At 70.8% G+C, this 15573-nt stretch carries 16 protein-coding genes and 1 riboswitch; all 16 genes read left to right on the top strand.

What is annotated here, in order from left to right; all coding sequences use genetic code 11:
- Positions 1 to 3 precede the first annotated feature (3 nt).
- A riboswitch (cobalamin riboswitch) is annotated at positions 4 to 192 on the top strand.
- 124 nt (positions 193 to 316) lie between these two features.
- Positions 317 to 1171 (top strand): heme ABC transporter ATP-binding protein, encoded by an 855-nt coding sequence (locus tag LIP_RS13105; protein WP_198409546.1) that lies wholly within the window; start codon positions 317 to 319, stop codon positions 1169 to 1171.
- Entirely contained in the window at positions 1168 to 2250 is a 1083-nt protein-coding gene (locus LIP_RS13100; RefSeq protein ID WP_144440492.1) for a FecCD family ABC transporter permease, read from the top strand. The genes LIP_RS13105 and LIP_RS13100 overlap by 4 nt, the downstream gene beginning before the upstream one ends.
- A gap of 171 nt (positions 2251 to 2421) precedes the next feature.
- On the top strand, positions 2422 to 3204 hold the full coding sequence (locus LIP_RS13095; RefSeq protein ID WP_082726313.1) for an aminoglycoside adenylyltransferase domain-containing protein: 783 nt from the start codon (positions 2422 to 2424) through the stop codon (positions 3202 to 3204).
- Between the two features lie 4 nt (positions 3205 to 3208).
- Positions 3209 to 4138, top strand: a complete 930-nt coding sequence (locus LIP_RS13090) for a cobalamin-binding protein (protein WP_068139254.1) — start codon at positions 3209 to 3211, stop codon at positions 4136 to 4138.
- A gap of 160 nt (positions 4139 to 4298) precedes the next feature.
- Complete coding sequence (locus LIP_RS13085; RefSeq protein WP_068139251.1) at positions 4299 to 5381, top strand: Mrp/NBP35 family ATP-binding protein; 1083 nt, start codon at positions 4299 to 4301, stop codon at positions 5379 to 5381.
- 102 nt (positions 5382 to 5483) lie between these two features.
- Entirely contained in the window at positions 5484 to 6113 is a 630-nt protein-coding gene (locus tag LIP_RS13080) for a Maf family protein (protein WP_068139249.1), read from the top strand.
- A 56-nt stretch (positions 6114 to 6169) separates the two neighbouring features.
- Positions 6170 to 6859 (top strand): RadC family protein, encoded by a 690-nt coding sequence (gene radC, locus LIP_RS13075; RefSeq protein WP_144440635.1) that lies wholly within the window; start codon positions 6170 to 6172, stop codon positions 6857 to 6859.
- Positions 6860 to 6876: 17 nt separating this feature from the next.
- Positions 6877 to 7905: a rod shape-determining protein gene (locus tag LIP_RS13070; protein ID WP_068139243.1), complete on the top strand. Its 1029-nt coding sequence runs from the start codon at positions 6877 to 6879 to the stop codon at positions 7903 to 7905.
- A 69-nt stretch (positions 7906 to 7974) separates the two neighbouring features.
- Positions 7975 to 8814: a rod shape-determining protein MreC gene (gene mreC, locus LIP_RS13065; RefSeq protein WP_068139240.1), complete on the top strand. Its 840-nt coding sequence runs from the start codon at positions 7975 to 7977 to the stop codon at positions 8812 to 8814.
- Between the two features lie 22 nt (positions 8815 to 8836).
- Positions 8837 to 9361 carry a rod shape-determining protein MreD gene (mreD, locus tag LIP_RS13060; protein WP_068139237.1) on the top strand — a complete coding sequence of 175 codons (525 nt, stop codon included), beginning with the start codon at positions 8837 to 8839 and terminating at the stop codon, positions 9359 to 9361.
- Positions 9362 to 9417: 56 nt separating this feature from the next.
- Positions 9418 to 11277 (top strand): penicillin-binding protein 2, encoded by a 1860-nt coding sequence (gene mrdA / locus LIP_RS13055; RefSeq protein WP_068139235.1) that lies wholly within the window; start codon positions 9418 to 9420, stop codon positions 11275 to 11277.
- A gap of 112 nt (positions 11278 to 11389) precedes the next feature.
- A complete protein-coding gene (locus LIP_RS13050) occupies positions 11390 to 12037 on the top strand; it encodes a septum site-determining protein MinC (RefSeq protein ID WP_068139232.1) in 648 nt (215 codons plus the stop codon).
- A gap of 4 nt (positions 12038 to 12041) precedes the next feature.
- Complete coding sequence (gene minD / locus LIP_RS13045) at positions 12042 to 12857, top strand: septum site-determining protein MinD (RefSeq protein WP_068139227.1); 816 nt, start codon at positions 12042 to 12044, stop codon at positions 12855 to 12857.
- Between the two features lie 23 nt (positions 12858 to 12880).
- Entirely contained in the window at positions 12881 to 13156 is a 276-nt protein-coding gene (gene minE / locus LIP_RS13040) for a cell division topological specificity factor MinE (protein ID WP_068139224.1), read from the top strand.
- A gap of 22 nt (positions 13157 to 13178) precedes the next feature.
- A complete protein-coding gene (gene rodA, locus LIP_RS13035) occupies positions 13179 to 14312 on the top strand; it encodes a rod shape-determining protein RodA (RefSeq protein WP_068139221.1) in 1134 nt (377 codons plus the stop codon).
- Between the two features lie 148 nt (positions 14313 to 14460).
- Positions 14461 to 15414, top strand: a complete 954-nt coding sequence (locus tag LIP_RS13030; protein ID WP_068139218.1) for a site-2 protease family protein — start codon at positions 14461 to 14463, stop codon at positions 15412 to 15414.
- Positions 15415 to 15573: the final 159 nt, after the last annotated feature.

Raw genomic sequence — 15573 nt, 5'->3', positions numbered from 1 at the left:
GATCATTCCAGGCGGGCGCGTGGTGCCGCCCCTCACAAGGGCGGAGAATAGGGAATCGGGTGCGAGTCCCGAGCGGCCCCGCCACTGTCACCGGTGAGCCCCCTTCGGAAGACCACCTGGCCTGAGGCCGGGGAAGGTGAGGGCGGGCGAGGAACCGGGAGCCAGGAGACCTGCCACGCGCTGAGACTGCGTTGCCCTCCGCGGTGAGAGGGAACCGTCTGGCCGGGTCCCCGCACGGGGCCCTGGTTCCTTCACCCGGCTGCCCGCAGCCGGGTTTCGTACCCCTCGAGGGCGGCGCGTGAAGGAAGGACTCGACGTGCGCGCTCCCCTCCCCGATACGCCGGTGCTGTCCATCGATGACCTTACGGGCGGGTACGGCACGGCTCCGGTCCTGCGGCATCTCTCCCTCGGACTCCAGCGCGGCGAGCTTGCGGCCCTGATCGGACCCAACGGCTCGGGCAAGTCCACCCTGCTGCGGGCGATTACCGGCAGGGTAAGGTCCAGCGCGGGCACGATCCGCCTCTTCGGCCGGCCCCTGGCCGTCTGGCCCGTCGCCGAGCTGGCGCGGCGGGTGGCGGTGGTGGCCCAGGAAGAGCCGGTGCCCTTCACGTTCCGGGTGGACGAGGTGGTGGCCATGGGGCGAAGCCCTCACCTGAAGCGCTTCCAGCGGGAGCGGGAAGGGGACCGAGAGGCCGTGCGCCGCGCCATGGAGCGGGCGGGGGTACGGGTCCTGGCGGACCGGCCCTTCAGCGAGCTCTCGGGCGGTGAGCGCCAGCGGGTGATCCTGGCCCGGGCGCTCGCGCAGGAACCGGCGCTCCTCCTCCTGGACGAGCCCACCAGCCACCTGGACATCGGCCACCAGGTGGAGGTCCTGGACCTCCTGGCCGGGCTCTGCCACGCCGGCGGCATGACGGTGCTGGCCGTCCTCCACGACCTGAACCTGGCAAGTCTCTACGCGCCGCGGCTGATCCTCCTGGATCGGGGACAGGTGGTGGCCGACGGACCGCCCTCCCAAGTCCTGGCCGCCCCGGTGCTGGAGCGGGTGTACGGCACCCGGGTGATCCTGGGGCGGCACCCGGCGGCGGAGGCCCCGGCCGTTCACCTGCTGCCCCTGCGCGCGGCGGGCGTGCCGGCGCCGGGGAATGGGCTGCCCGGCGAGGGAACCGCGTGAGCACGCCGGCCCCGGAAAGCCCGGGCGGGTTGCAGGGGTCCGGGTCGAGCCGCCGCCTTCGGCCTGGGAGCGCCCTGGCTGCGGCCGCCCTCCTCCTGGCGGGGGTTGCGCTGGTCTCGGCCGCGCTGGGGCCGGCCGGCATCGGACCCCTGACCCTGCTCCAGATGGTGGGAGCCCGGTTGAGTCTGGGGCCGGTGGAGACCCCGTGGCCCCAGAGCTACGAGGCCATTTTCTTCCAGGTGCGGCTGCCCCGGGTGGTGTTGGGGGCGCTGATCGGGGCGGCGTTGGGGGTGGCGGGCACGACCCTGCAGGGCCTCTTTCGGAACCCCATGGCCGACCCCTACATCCTGGGCGTCTCAGGTGGAGCCTCGGTGGGGGCGGTGCTTGCGCTCACCCTGGCCGGCCGGGCGCCTTGGCTGGGGTTCCAGGCGGTCCCGGGGGCCGCCCTCCTCTTCGCCTTGACGACCGTGGCGCTCGTCTACCGTCTGGCCCGGGTGCGGGAAGAGGTTCCCATGACCGGGCTGCTCCTGGCGGGGGTCGCGGTCTCGGCCCTCTGCTCGGCCCTGGTCTCGCTCGTCCTCACCCTGAACCGCAAGAGCGCCGAGACCGCCATCTTCTGGCTCATGGGGAGCCTCTCGGGGGCGAGCTGGCGGGAGGTGGCCGTGGTCACGCCCTACTTCGCCGCGGGCGCCCTGCTGGCCATGGTGCACGCCCGCGAGCTGAACCTGCTCCTCCTGGGTGAGGAGGCTGCCTACCACCTGGGCGTGGAACCGGAGCGGGTGAAGCGAAGGCTGCTCTTCACCGCCTCGGTGATGGCCGCGGCTGCGGTCTCGGTGAGCGGGGTGATCGGCTTCGTGGGGCTCATCGTGCCCCACGCGGTCCGGCTGGTGATGGGACCGGACCACCGGCTCCTGATCCCCGTCGCGGGGCTGATGGGAGCCACCCTCCTGGTGGCCAGCGACACCTTGGCCCGGATGCTGCTCAGCCCCGTGGAGCTGCCGGTGGGCGTGGTCACCGCCCTGGCGGGCGTGCCCTTCTTCCTCTGGCTGCTGAGGAGGCACCGGGCTTCCCTGGTGTGACAGGCGTGACGGTAAGGGACCCATCTTCAGGGCACTCGGCCACGTACAGGTCGTCTTCACGATGGATGATGGCCGTGAAGGTTCGGGACGACCTGGCGCTCACCCCCATGGTCGTTCCACCCCGTGCGGTTGCTGGGGTCCACGATCACGAACGCTCGCGGAGCGTGATCTATGGTGCGTTCTGAGTGGGACATGGAATCAGAGCAAGGGCGTGAGCCCGTTCGTTGGCCCGACGTTCCTCAACCGGTGTACGTGCAGGTGCACCGGTTGGTCGAGGAGCTGCTCCGGATCCTGGGAAACCGGCTGCTGGGCATCTACCTCCATGGGTCGCTGGCCACGGGGGGTTTCAGGCCGGCTCGGAGTGACGTCGACCTGATCGGGATCAGCCGGCTACCTGTGGAGCCCATCGAGAAGCGCCGTTTGGCGGCGCTGCTCCTCCGGCTGTCGGGTTCACCCTGCGTGGTCGAATTCCATCTCCTTGCCGCCGAAGACCTCGACCCGTGGCGTCACCCGGCCCCGTACCTGTTTCACTTCAGTGAGTCCTGGCGGGAACGGCTCACCGCCGAAATTGGGGACGGGAGTTGGCGGCAGTGGAACGACGAGGTTCACGTCGATCCGGACCTCGCAGCCCACATCACGGTGGCGCGCGCCCGCGGGGCGGCTCTGTATGGTCCTCCACCGGCCAGTGTCTTTCCGTTGGTGCCTCCGAAGGACTACCTCGTGTCCATCCTGAGCGATCTGCACTGGGCGCTGGAGCGGTTCGATCAAGACCCGGAGTACGCCATCATGAACGCCTGCCGCACCCTGGCCTACCTGGAGACCGGCCGCGTCCTCTCCAAGGACGAGGGCGCAGCCTGGGCCCTTGAACGCTTGCCCCCAGGGAGCCGCCGGGCGGTTCGGTGGGCCTTGGGTCTTCGACGGGCGATGAATCCGGGTCGCGCAGATGGGAGGTAACGCTATGCGCATTTGCTCGCTCCTTCCCAGCGCGCCGGAACTCCTCTGCGCCCTGGGCCTACAGCACTCGCTGGTGGGCGTGACGCACGAATGCGACCACCCGCCCGAGGTCCGCGACCTTCCCGCTGTGACGCGGAGCCTGATCCCGGCGGGTGCCACCGGCGCCGAGATCGAAAGCCTGGTGCGCGCCTCGATCCACGAGCACCGCTCCCTCTACCGGTTGGACATCGAGCGTCTCGAGCAGCTCGCACCTGACCTCATCGTCACACAGGAGCTCTGCGACGTCTGCGCCGTGAACTACGACGAGGTGCTGGAGGCCGCCAGGATCCTCCGGGGCCCCAGGCGGGTGATCTCGCTGGAGCCCATGAGTCTGGCGGACGTCCTGGCGCAGCTGGGTATCCTGGGCCGGGAGACGGACCGGGTGGATGAGGCGAAGCAGGTGCGCCAGGCGCTCGATCAGCGGCTTGAGACCGTGCGCACCCGGGTGCAGGACGCTGAGCGGGGCCGCCCTCGCGTCTACTGCATGGAATGGCTGGATCCGCCGTGGGCCGCGGGCCACTGGGTCCCTGAGATGGTCGAAGCCGCGGGCGGGCAGGAGGTCTTGGGAGCGGCGACCGGTCCCTCGAAACGGATCCACTGGAGCGACGTGGCCGAGGCGAGGCCCGACGTTGTGATCCTGGCTCCCTGCGGGTTCGATCTGGAGGGTACCCTGCGTGAGGCCAGCCGAATTCAGTGGCCCGCGTGGTGGCGCGGCCTGCCGGCTGTGCAGGCGGGGCAGGTCTACGCCGTCGACGCCAGCGCCTACTTCAGCCGGCCGGGCCCCCGGGTCGTCGACGGGGTCGAGATCCTGGCCCAGATCCTCCACCCTGAGGTCTTTGGCTGCTCCCGAGAAGGTCTGGATTGGCGCCAGGTGGCGCAAGACCTCCTGCACTGACCCGTCTATGGCGCGCACCACGCCCGGGTCCCGCCGCTCCGGACAGCCAAGTCCGCCCGGGAGGACCCCCGGCCCCGCGCGCCCGTCCTTGGCAATTCCGAGCGACGCGGTTAGAATGGGCGAGGAGAGGCGTGGCGCCGGCTGGACGGGAGGGTTTGATGTGGTCGATCTCGAGGCGGTACGGAAGGCGGTCGGGGGGCTCCGGGACCCGGAGCTGCGGAGGACCCTGGAAGACCTTCACATGGTGGAGGGCGTGGAGGCCGACGGCGATCGGGTGACGGTGAAGGTGAAGCTCACCACCAAGAGCTGCCCGCTGCAGGGCCAGATCGAGGGCATGGTGAAGGAACGCCTGGCGGGGATGCCGGGCGTGGGGCAGGTGGTGGTGCAGCTTTCGGAGATGGATCCCCAGGAGAGGGCGAACCTCTTCAACGGCACCGTTCAGAAAGCGCCCATCCTGGCTCCCGAGTCGCGGACCCAGATCATCGCCGTGGCCAGCGGCAAGGGTGGGGTCGGCAAGTCCACGGTCACCGCCAACCTGGCGGTCACCCTGGCCCGCATGGGCTACGAGGTGGGGTTGCTCGACGCCGACATCTACGGCTTCAGCATCCCGCGGATGTTCCTCCTCTCGGGCCGCCAGCCCACCGCCATCGACAACAAGATCCTCCCCATGGTGGCCCACGACGTGAAGGTGATCTCCATGGGGAACTTCGTGGAGGAGGGCACGCCCGTCATCTGGCGGGGGCCCATGCTGGGCAAGATCCTGAACCAGTTCGTGGGCGACGTTCTCTGGGGCGAGCCGGATTACCTGCTGGTGGACTTGCCCCCCGGAACGGGCGACATGGCCCTGGACGTGGCCCGGCTCATGCCCAAGGCGGGCCTGGTCATCGTCACCACCCCCCAGACGGTGGCTTCGGGCGTCGCCAGCCGGGCGGCCCACATGGCGCGCAAGTCGGAGCAGCGACTGGTGGGCATCGTGGAGAACATGTCCACTTTCATCTGCCCGCACTGCGGCGAGGCGACCGCCTTCTTCGGCGAGGGCGGCGGCGAGTTCCTGGCCAAGCAGCTCGCGGTGCCGCTCCTGGCCCAGATCCCCATGACGCTCTCGATCCGCCAGGGCGGGGATGCCGGCAAGCCTGCCGCCCTCACCGACCCGGTCATCGGGGAGGTCTTCGAGGACCTGGCCCGGAAGCTGGTGACGGAGATGCAGGGCCAGGAGGCCCGCTCGGGCACAGCCGGCCGCTGAAGGCGCGCCCGCCGGAACGGTGAGAACGCGTGCGGTAGGGCTGGGCATGTATGCCCGGCCCTTTTCGTGGTCATCACGGAGAGACAAGGAGTTCAACGCGACATGGTGGAATATGAAGCCCTGGCAACCGGCAAGGATGGCCCTCTCCAGGTCGAGCGGCCCCGTCTGGTTCTGGCCTCCGCGTCGCCGCGCCGGAAGGTGCTGCTGGAGAAACTCGGCATCCCCTTCGAGGTGGCGCCGGCGAACGTAGCGGAGGACGACGTCTCGCCCGGGGATCCCCCGGAGGTGCGGGTGGAACGCCTGGCGCTGGTGAAGGCGCAGGCGGTGCACCGCGCCCGTCCGGAGGCGGTGGTGATCGGTGCCGACACCCTGGTGGAGGTGGACGGTCGCGTCCTGGGCAAGCCCCGCGACGAGGCCGAAGCGGCCACCATGTTGCGGCTCCTGAGCGGGCGGGAGCACTCGGTGCACACGGGGCTCGCGCTGGTAGGGCCGGGCGGACGCAGCCAGGCGGCCCACGAGAGCACCCGGGTCCGCTTCCGGCCGCTGGACGACCGGGAGATCGTGGCGTACGTCGCCACCGGCTCGCCCATGGACAAGGCGGGCGCCTACGGGATCCAGGACCAGGCGGCCACCTTCGTCAGCCGGGTTGAGGGGTGCTTCTTCAGCGTCATGGGCCTGCCTTTGGCCCGGCTGGTCGAGGAGCTCCGGCGTTTCGGGGTGACCTGGCCGTAGGGACGGGGCGTGGAACGCAGGGGGAGAGGTGGAGGAGGAACCGCCTCTTGCCTGCGATGAGACACCGGATGAGCATACGGGAGCTGCCCGAGAGCCTTCGGCCGCGGGAACGGCTCCGGCTGCTGGGCCCCGAGGCCCTGACGGACCAGGAACTGCTGGCCATCCTCCTGGGGACGGGGAGCCAGACCGAATCAGCGCTGGACCTGGCACGCCGCATCCTGGCCGAGTACGGTGCGGGCCGGCCGCTCGCCGAGGCGAGCGTGGAGGAGCTGAACCGCATTCCCGGGGTGGGCCTCGCGAAGGCGGCTCAGGTACGGGCGGCCCTGGAGCTGGGCCGACGGTGGTCGGGGGCGGTCCCCGAAAGGATCATCCTGGCCCGCCCCGAAGCAGTGGCCGCCTTCCTGCGGGCGCAGATGGCCCACCTGGACCGGGAGCAGTTCCGGGTGTTGCTGCTGGACGCCCGCAACCGTCTGATGCACCAGCACGTGGTGGCCCTGGGTGGCCTGGACTCGGCGCCGGTTCACCCACGGGAGGTTTTCAAGGAAGCGATCAAGCGGAGCGCCGCGGCGGTGATCCTGGCCCACAACCACCCTAGCGGCGATCCGGAGCCCAGTGACCCGGACCTGGGGATCACCCGGCGGCTCTGCCGTGCGGGCGAGATCCTGGGGATCGACGTGGCCGACCACATCGTCGTGGCCCAGGAAGGCTACGTGAGCTTTCGGGCGAGAGGGCTCCTCGATCGGTAGAGGGAAGGGGTCGGCAGATGTTGGGCAGGAGCAGAGACATGGGGGTGGACCTGGGGACGGCCAACACCCTGGTCTACATCAAGCACCGCGGCATCGTGGTGCAGGAGCCTTCGGTGGTGGCCATGGATACCGTGACCCGCAACGTCCTGGCCGTGGGTGAGGAGGCCAAGCGGATGGTCGGCCGCACCCCGGGCAACATCGTTGCGGTCCGACCCCTGAAGGACGGCGTCATCGCAGACTTCGAGACCACGGAGAAGATGCTTCGCCACTTCATCCGGCGGGCGATGCAGGGGGCCAACGGCCTCTTCCGCCCGCGGGTGGTGGTGGGCGTTCCGTCGGGCGTCACCGAGGTGGAGAAGCGGGCGGTGATCGACGCCACCCTTTCGGCCGGCGCACGGGACGCCCGGGTGATGGAGGAGCCCATGGCGGCGGCCATCGGGTCGGGCCTGCCGGTTCAGGAGCCGACGGGGAACATGATCGTCGACATCGGCGGCGGCACCACCGAGGTGGCGGTGATCTCCCTGGGCGGCATCGTCGCGCACCGCTCCATCCGGGTGGCGGGGGACGAGATGGACGAGGCCATCATCCAGCACGTGCGCCGAACCTACAACCTCCTCCTGGGGGAGCGGACGGCCGAGGAAGTGAAGAAGGCCATCGGCACCGCCTATCCGCCGGATGAGGAGCTCACCATGGAGGTGCGGGGTCGGGATCTGGTAAGCGGGCTGCCCAAGACCATCACCCTCACCTCCCAGGAGATCCGGGAGGCGATGTCGGAGCCGGTGGCCGCGATCGTGGAGGCGGTGCGCCAGACGCTGGAGCGGACGCCCCCGGAGCTCTCGGCGGACATCATGGAGAAGGGCATCGTCATGGCGGGCGGCGGGGCCTTGCTGCGGGGGATCGACCGTCTCATCGCGGAGGAGACCCAGATGCCCGTCCACCTCACCGAGGATCCCCTGAGCGCGGTCGCGGTGGGCACGGGCATCGCCTTGGAGCACTTCGACCTCTTGAGCAGGGTCACGGTCAACTCCCGACGCGCCGAAGCATGAAGTGAGCCCTTCCCGGCGGAGATCCGCCGGCGAGCGGGAGAATGCTGGGCCGTGAGGTGAGGGGGTACCGTGCGCTTCAGCTGGCGGGCGGCTGCGTTGATCCTGGTGCTGCTGGCGCTCAGCGCCTCCATCTACGCGACCGCGCGCGACCGGATCCAGGTGAGCCCTCTGGAGTGGGTCGCTCGGGAAGGGCTGGCCCCCGTCCAGGCGGTGCTGGCCCGCACCTCCCTCTGGCTGGATCGGTCCTGGGACCGGCTGCGCCGCTGGCGCGCGCTGGAAGAGGAGAACGAGCGCCTGCGGGAGCAGCTCGAAGAGGTGGAGAACCACCTGCTCCAGCTCAGCCAGCTTGAGCGGGAGAACCAGCGCCTCCGCGCCGCGCTGGGGCTGCAAGCGCGGGGACCCGGGGGCTGGGTGGCCGCCGAGGTCATCGCTCGCTCCCCCAACCAGTGGCTGAAGCGGATCAGCGTCAGCAGGGGAAGCGCCGACGGGATCCGGCGCGGGCTGCCCGTGGTCACCCCCGATGGGCTGGTGGGGAAGGTGACGGCCACCACGGCCCACACTGCCGACGTGACCCTCCTCACCCACACCGCCAGCGCCGTGGGCGCCCGCACCGAGCCCGGCGGCGAGCTGGTGCTGGTGGAGGGCAACGGTTCTTTCGACGACGTGCTCCGGGTGCGGCCCATCGACGCGCACGCAAACCTCCAGCCCGGCGAGGTGCTGGTGACCTCGGGGCTCTCTTCGATCTACGCGCCCGGGATTCCCATCGGCCGGCTCACCCGGGTGGAGACGGAGCCTTACGGGCTCAGCCAGACGGGGTACGCGACGCCTTTCGTGGACTTCCAGCGCCTGAACGTGGTACAGATCCTTCTGGATCCCGGGGCGGGCGCCGAGGCGGGGAGCGGCGGGTGAGGCGCTCGGGGGAGGGCGTGGCATGAAAGGCTTGGCTTACGCCGGGCTGATCCTCCTGGCCGGGCTGTTGCTCCAGACAGCCTTCTTCCCTGCCTTCGCCTTCTTCGGGGCCCGCCCGGACCTGGTGACCCTGCTGGTGGTGCTCTTCGGGCTGCTCTGGGGGCCGCGCAGCGGAGCCGCGTTGGGGTTCGCCGGGGGGATGGCGCTGGACCTCCTCACCGGGTATCTGGTGGGTCTCGGTGCCCTCAGCCGGGCGGTGGTGGGGGGGCTGGCCGGCCTGGCGGGTGAGCGGTTCTTCAGCGAGAACTTCCTGGTGCCGATCCTTTCAGTGCTGGTGGGGACGCTGCTGGAGCAGGCCCTCTTCGTGCTGGGTGCCTGGATCTACGGCCTGTCGGGCCCGTGGAACGCGGGGTTCCTCCTGGCCGCGGCGGCCACCGCCTGGTACGGTGCCCTGCTTGCGGTGCCCATCCTGCCCGGCATCCTGGCGCTGACCCGCCGTCACGGGCCCGTCCTGGAAGGCCAGACCCGGCTGGCGCGGGAGGAGTAGGCCCTCGCCGCGGGGCCGCCGCCTCCCGCGGCGCCGATAGGAAGGAGGATGCCGCCGTGCCCAGGCCACCGGAACGCCCGAGGCCCGCGCGCACGCTCTTCTGGCTCGCGGCGGTGGTCTTCGCCGGGCTGGTGCTCCGGCTCTGGCACCTGCAGGTGGTTCAGGGGCCGTGGTACCAGGACCTCGCGGTCAGCAACCGGCTCCGCCTCCTCCCCGTCCCGGCGCCCCGCGGCGAGATCCTCGACCGGCACGGCCTGCCCCTGGCCACCATCCGCAACAGCTTCACCGCCTCCCTCCTGCCGGGCCGCTTCGATTCCTCGGATGAGGATCTGCTCCAGCGGCTGGGCGCCATCATCGACATGACCCCCGAGGAGATCCTGGACGCCCTGGAAGAAGGTGGCCGGGGATACGCCTACGAGCCGGTACGGATCCGGCGCGACCTGCCCCAGGCGGCGGTGATCGCCCTGGAGGAGCAGAGGGACGAGCTGCCCGGGGTGGTGGTGGAGCAGGAACCGACCCGGTCCTATCCCGAGCCGGCGGGCGTCCTGGCGGGCCACGTGCTGGGCTACCTGGCCCCGGTGACCGTCGAGCAGCTCCGGCAGGATCCTAGCTACCGCGGCACCGACCTGGTGGGGCGCACGGGGCTCGAGGCGACCTACGAGCGGTTCCTGCGCGGCAAGGAGGGCCGCCAGGAGCTGGAAGTGAACGCGCTGGGCCGGCCTGTTCAGGTCCTGGGAAGGGAGCCGCCTGTGCCCGGGCACGACCTGGTGCTCGCCCTGGACGCCAGGCTCCAGGCGGCGGTGGAGGGAGCCCTGACCCAGAAGGTGGACGACCTTCGGGCCACGGGCAAGTACCCCGATGCCCGGGGCGGGGCGGCGGTGGTCATGGATCCCCGCACGGGAGAGGTCCTGGCCATGGCCAGCGTTCCCGGCTTCGATTCCGAGCGCATGAGCGGAAGCGGCCGGGCCGAGTACTACGCCTCCCTGGAGCGGGACCCGCGCTTGCCGCTGCTCAACCGGGCCACCTTTGCCAAGTACCCGCCGGGATCGGCCTTCAAGCCCGTCACCGCCCTGGCCATCCTTCGCTCGGGCGCGGCCACTCCTCGCACCCCCTTTCACGCGGACGGGTTCGCCCGTACCGGCGGCCTGGTGAAGACGGACTGGTGGGTGCCCCTGGGGCTGCCGTCGCCGGGAACCATTACCCTCAGCGAGGCCATCACCCAGTCCATCAACGACTACTTCTGGGAGATGGGCGTCCGGGCGGGGGTCGAGGCCATCGCCCGCGAGGCGCGGGCCTTCGGGTTCGGAAAGCCCACGGGGATCGACCTGGCGCCGGAGGAGCGGGCCGGGACCGTGCCCGACCCGGCCTGGAAGGCGCGCCGCTACGCCACCAGCCCCCCGCAGGACCGGCGGTGGTTCGAGAGCGAGACCATGGACGTGGCCATCGGGCAGGGAGCCCTCGAGGTCACGGTGCTCCAGATGGCCCAGGCCTTCTCCGCGGTGGCGAACCGGGGCACCTACTACCGCCCTCAGATGGTTCGGGAGATCCATGGACCCGGAGGCGACATGGTCCGTCCCTTCCGGCCCGAGCCGGCCGGGCGGGTGGAGGCCCCGGCGGCCTGGTGGCAGGCGATCGTCCAGGGGATGGAAGGGGTCGTCCGCGATCGGAAGGGGACCGCCCGGACTGCCTTTGCCGGTTTCCCACGGGAGGTCTCCGTGGCGGGGAAGACCGGTTCGGTGGAGGTGACCGGCAAGGCGGTGCACGGATGGTTCGCGGGGTTTGCCCCCGTGGAGCGCCCGGAGGTGGTGGTGGTGGTCTTCATCGAGCACGCGGGCGGGGGCGGCTCGACTGCGGCCCCCGTGGGCCGGCAGATTCTTGAGGCGTACTTCGGGCTCGGGCCGGAGACCGGTCGCTAGCGGCAGGGAAGGATCTGGCAGCGAGGGCGCCGAATGCTGGACGAGCGTCGTGACGCGACGGGGACGGGCGCGGGCGAGGTGAAGGGAGACGGCACAGGCGGGGAGCCAGGCCGTGCGCTTCAAAGGCGGCAAAGACGGGGTCTACATCCTCTTCGACGAGACGGTCGACTTCTCTGAAGCCCTGGCCGAGCTGAGGAGGCGCCTTGGTCTCTACCAGCGGTTCTTCGAGGGCGGGCGGGTCTGGATCGAGACCGGCAGCCGGGAGCTCAGCCCCCTCGAGCGCCGTCTGGTGGAGGAGGCCGCGTCCGAGTTCGGCATGGACGTCGGTGAGGTGTCGTCCCAGCGAGGCCGGGCGCAGGGCTCGCGGGCCGTGGCCGCGCTGCCCGCGCGGCGGGCGCCGGCGCAGGCCGAAGCGGAGCCGACCCTGCTGGTACGGGGTCCCCTCCGTTCCGGCCGGGCCGTGGAGTTCGACGGCAACGTGGTGGTGCTGGGCGATCTGAACCCTGGCGCCGTGGTGCGTTCCACGGGCGACGTGATCGTTCTCGGCCACCTGCGGGGCGTGGTGCATGCCGGGGCCGGGGGCAACCAGAAGGCGCAGGTCTGGGCGCTCCGGCTGGAACCCACGCAACTCCGCATCGCCGACCGGATCGCCCGCCCACCCGACGACGAGCATGGCCCCGGGGGGCCGGAGGTGGCCCGGATCGTCGGTGAGTGGATTCAGGTGGAGGCGTACGAGCCAGGGGCCCAAGGAGGAGGGTGAGACCATGCCTGGTCGGGTGGTGGTCATAACCAGCGGGAAGGGCGGCGTGGGCAAGACGACCACGACCGCCAACCTCGGGACGGGCATCGCACTCGAGGGCCTGCGCGCTTGCTTGATCGATGCCGATATCGGTCTCCGGAACCTGGATGTGGTGATGGGGCTGGAGAACCGGATCGTCTACGATCTGGTGGACGTGGTGGAAGGACGTGCCCGGCTGCGCCAAGCGCTCATCCACGACAAGCGGGTGGACAACCTGTACCTGCTTCCGGCGGCGCAGACCCGGGAGAAGGATGCCGTCAGCCCGGAGCAGATGAAGGACCTGACGGCCGCCCTGGCCGAGGAGTTCGACTACGTCCTCGTCGACTCGCCCGCAGGCATCGAACACGGGTTCAGAAACGCCGTGGCCGGGGCCGATGAGGCGCTGGTGGTGACCACGCCCGAGGTCGCGGCAGTGCGCGATGCCGACCGCATCATCGGCATGCTCGAGTCGCGGGAGCTGCGCAACCCCCGCCTCATCATCAACCGGATCCGGACGGACATGGTCCGCCGCGGGGACATGATGGACATCGACGACATCATGGAGATCCTGGCCATCGAGCTCCTGGGGGTCATCCCCGACGACGAGGCGGTCATCGTGGCCACCAACCGGGGCGAGCCGGTGGTGATGCAGCCCAAGGGGCGCTCGGCCGAGGCGTACCGGAACCTGGTGGACCGCTTCCTGGGTAGGGAGGTCCCCATCGTGGCCCTGGAGGGACAGGGGAACCTCCTGGAACGGCTGCGCAACTGGATGGCCATGGGACGTCGGCCGGTGAGCGGTTGAACCCTTGAGGGAGGCTTCGATGCATGTTCGATTTCCGCAGGTGGGGCGGCCGCGCGGGCGGTAGCAAGGACGCAGCCAAGGACCGTCTCCGCCTCGTGCTCATGTACGATCGGAAGAGCCTGTCACCGGAGATGATGAGCCTCATCAAGGACGAGATGGTTCAGGTGATCTCCAAGTACATGGAGATCGACGCGGAGGGCGTCCAGGTGGATCTGGACCAGGAGCGGGAGCAGGCCATGCTGGTGGCCAGTGTTCCCGTGCGGCAGGTCCGACGCGGCGCGGCGGCGCCGCCCCGCTGAGCTGGGGCGGGAGGTGGGAGGGGTGCTCGAACGACGCTTCCTCAAGTACACCGACTGGCCCCTCCTCCTGGTGGCGGCCCTCCTGTCCTGCCTGGGCTTGGTGGCGGTCTACAGTGCCACGCGCAACCTGCCGGGCGGTCCGGGCCCCTACTACTACGTGACGCGGCAGGCCCTGTGGCTGGGGGTAGGGCTGGTCGTCCTGGTGGCCGCCGCGCTCTGGGACTACCGGGTCGTCGTCGCCTGGGGACCGGCGCTGCTGGCGGGCTCCGTCCTCTTGCTCATGGCCGTCTTGCTCGTGGGCCCTGTCATCGCAGGTGCCCGTCGCTGGCTCGTCCTCGGCCCGATCAACGTCCAGCCTTCGGAGCTGGCCAAGGTCGCGAGCATCGCGGCGCTGGCGTGGCTCCTGTCCCGGCGGGAGGAGTGGAACGGCTTCCTCCCTCTGGCCGCGCCTCTGGCGCTGATGGGGATCCCGGTCCTCCTGGTCCTCCTGGAGCCGGACCTGGGGACGTCGCTGGCCTTCATCGGGATCCTCTTCGTGATGCTCTACGGGGCCGGGGTGCCTGCGTGGCGGCTCGGGGTGCTGGCAGGGCTCGGCGTGGCGGCCGTGCTGGGCGCGGCGGTGGTGAGCCGGCTGGGCTGGGTGGAGATCCTGAAGGACTATCAGATCCAACGGCTCGTGGTCTTCCTGGACCCCGCCGCCCATCGGTATGGCGCCGGGTGGAACGTGATCCAGTCCATGATCGCCATCGGCTCGGGGCAGTTCTTCGGCAAGGGCCTGCTGGGCGGCTCGCAGACGCAGCTGGCCTTCCTTCCTTCGAGGCACACGGACTTCGTCTTCTCGGTGGTGGGCGAGGAGTGGGGGTTCCTCGGCGCGAGCCTGGTGCTCTTCCTCTACTTCGTGTTACTCTGGCGGATCCTCATCATCGCCGACCAGGCCAAGGACCGGGAGGGCAGGCTCCTGGCCCTGGGCGCCTTCGGCCTCATCTTCTTCCACACCACGGTGAACGTGGGCATGGCCGTGGGGCTCCTGCCCGTCACCGGCCTCCCCCTGCCCTTCGTGAGCTCGGGCGGCAGCAACGTGGTGACCAGCTTCGGCGCGCTGGGGCTCGCCCTCAACGTGGCGCTGCGGCGGAAGAAGCTCCTCTTCGACGAGTAGCCACCGACACGCGGCCGGGCCCAGAAAGCTCCTGAGCCCTGACTCTCGGGTCCGGCCCCATGGGAGCCTCCGGGCGGGCTGCCGGCTCGGGCCTTCCTTCAACACAACCCGTCCCTCTCCATAGGTTTGATCGGGAGGGGGGCTGCACGTGGCGGAGCGCATGCCAGGAGCGGCCTGGCCCCGGCCCACGCTGCACCCCGCCTTCATCCTGCTCGCGCTCGTGGCCTGGCTCGCGGATCGGGGGCTCGAGTTCGTGCTGGTCTTCGGCAGCGTCCTCCTGCACGAGCTGGCCCACGTGGGGGTCGCAGTGCGGTGCGGCCTGCGGCCCAGCCGGGTGACCCTCTACCCATTCGGGGGCGTGGCCCACATTCCCGGACTGGAAGAGGCAGCGGCGCCGGCCCGGGTCCTGGTGCTGGCAGCGGGCCCCGCCGCCAACCTTCTGGCGGCCCTGGGGAGCCTGGCCTGGGCAAGCGCCTTGGGGGGGACGCCGGTGCCGGCGTGGGTCGATACGCTCGCGCGGGCCAACCTGGGCATCCTGGTGGTCAACCTGCTCCCACTGGGGCCGCTGGACGGCGGGCGTATGGCGGAGATGGTCTTGGAACGCTGGGTGGGGACCGGCCGGGCCCGGCGCCTCCTTCTCACGGCGGGCGCGGTGGCGGGGGCGGGCCTGGCGGTGGTGGGCGCCGCTGGGCTGGCCACGGGCCGCCCATGGGGGAGCCTGGTGCTCTTCGGCCCCTTCCTGGCCGTGGCCTCGCACCGCGAGCGGGCAGGGACATTGCTGGCGGTCCTGCGCCGCAGCCTGAAGGGGCCGCGGCGCCCAGCGGTAGGGCCGGCTCGGTTGGTGGCCGCTCCGGTGGAGGCCCGGGCGCGCGACGTCGCCCAGAGCCTGGGTCCCGGACCCTACCGGGTGGTGGCGGTGGTGGAGGCCGGCGGCAGGGTGCGGGGGTTGCTCGGAGAAGGGGAGATCACCGCGGCCCTGGCCCGCGGCGGGGGCGAGTCGACCCTGGGCGAGCTGCTGGCCGCGGGGCAGGCGGGGGCCGGTGGGCGGCTGGGGGCGACATGCTCCGGGGGCGCTCGCCGGGACCCGGGGAAGCCGGTGTGATGGGGAGAACGGAGGAGCCCATTTGACAGACGGGGAAGCCTGTGGTATCGTATAGATGCCAACGCGTGTTCGCCGCCTGTTTCTGTTTCGGCTCGGAGGTGCCGCTTGAACCTGCTTTCCTGGAATCGGACCGAAGCCCGTGCATGGCCTACCCAGAGT

Origin of the sequence: Limnochorda pilosa, from assembly GCF_001544015.1 — a bacterium.
Lineage (GTDB): Bacteria > Bacillota > Limnochordia > Limnochordales > Limnochordaceae > Limnochorda > Limnochorda pilosa.
This window is presented reverse-complemented; position numbering and strand designations above follow the sequence as displayed.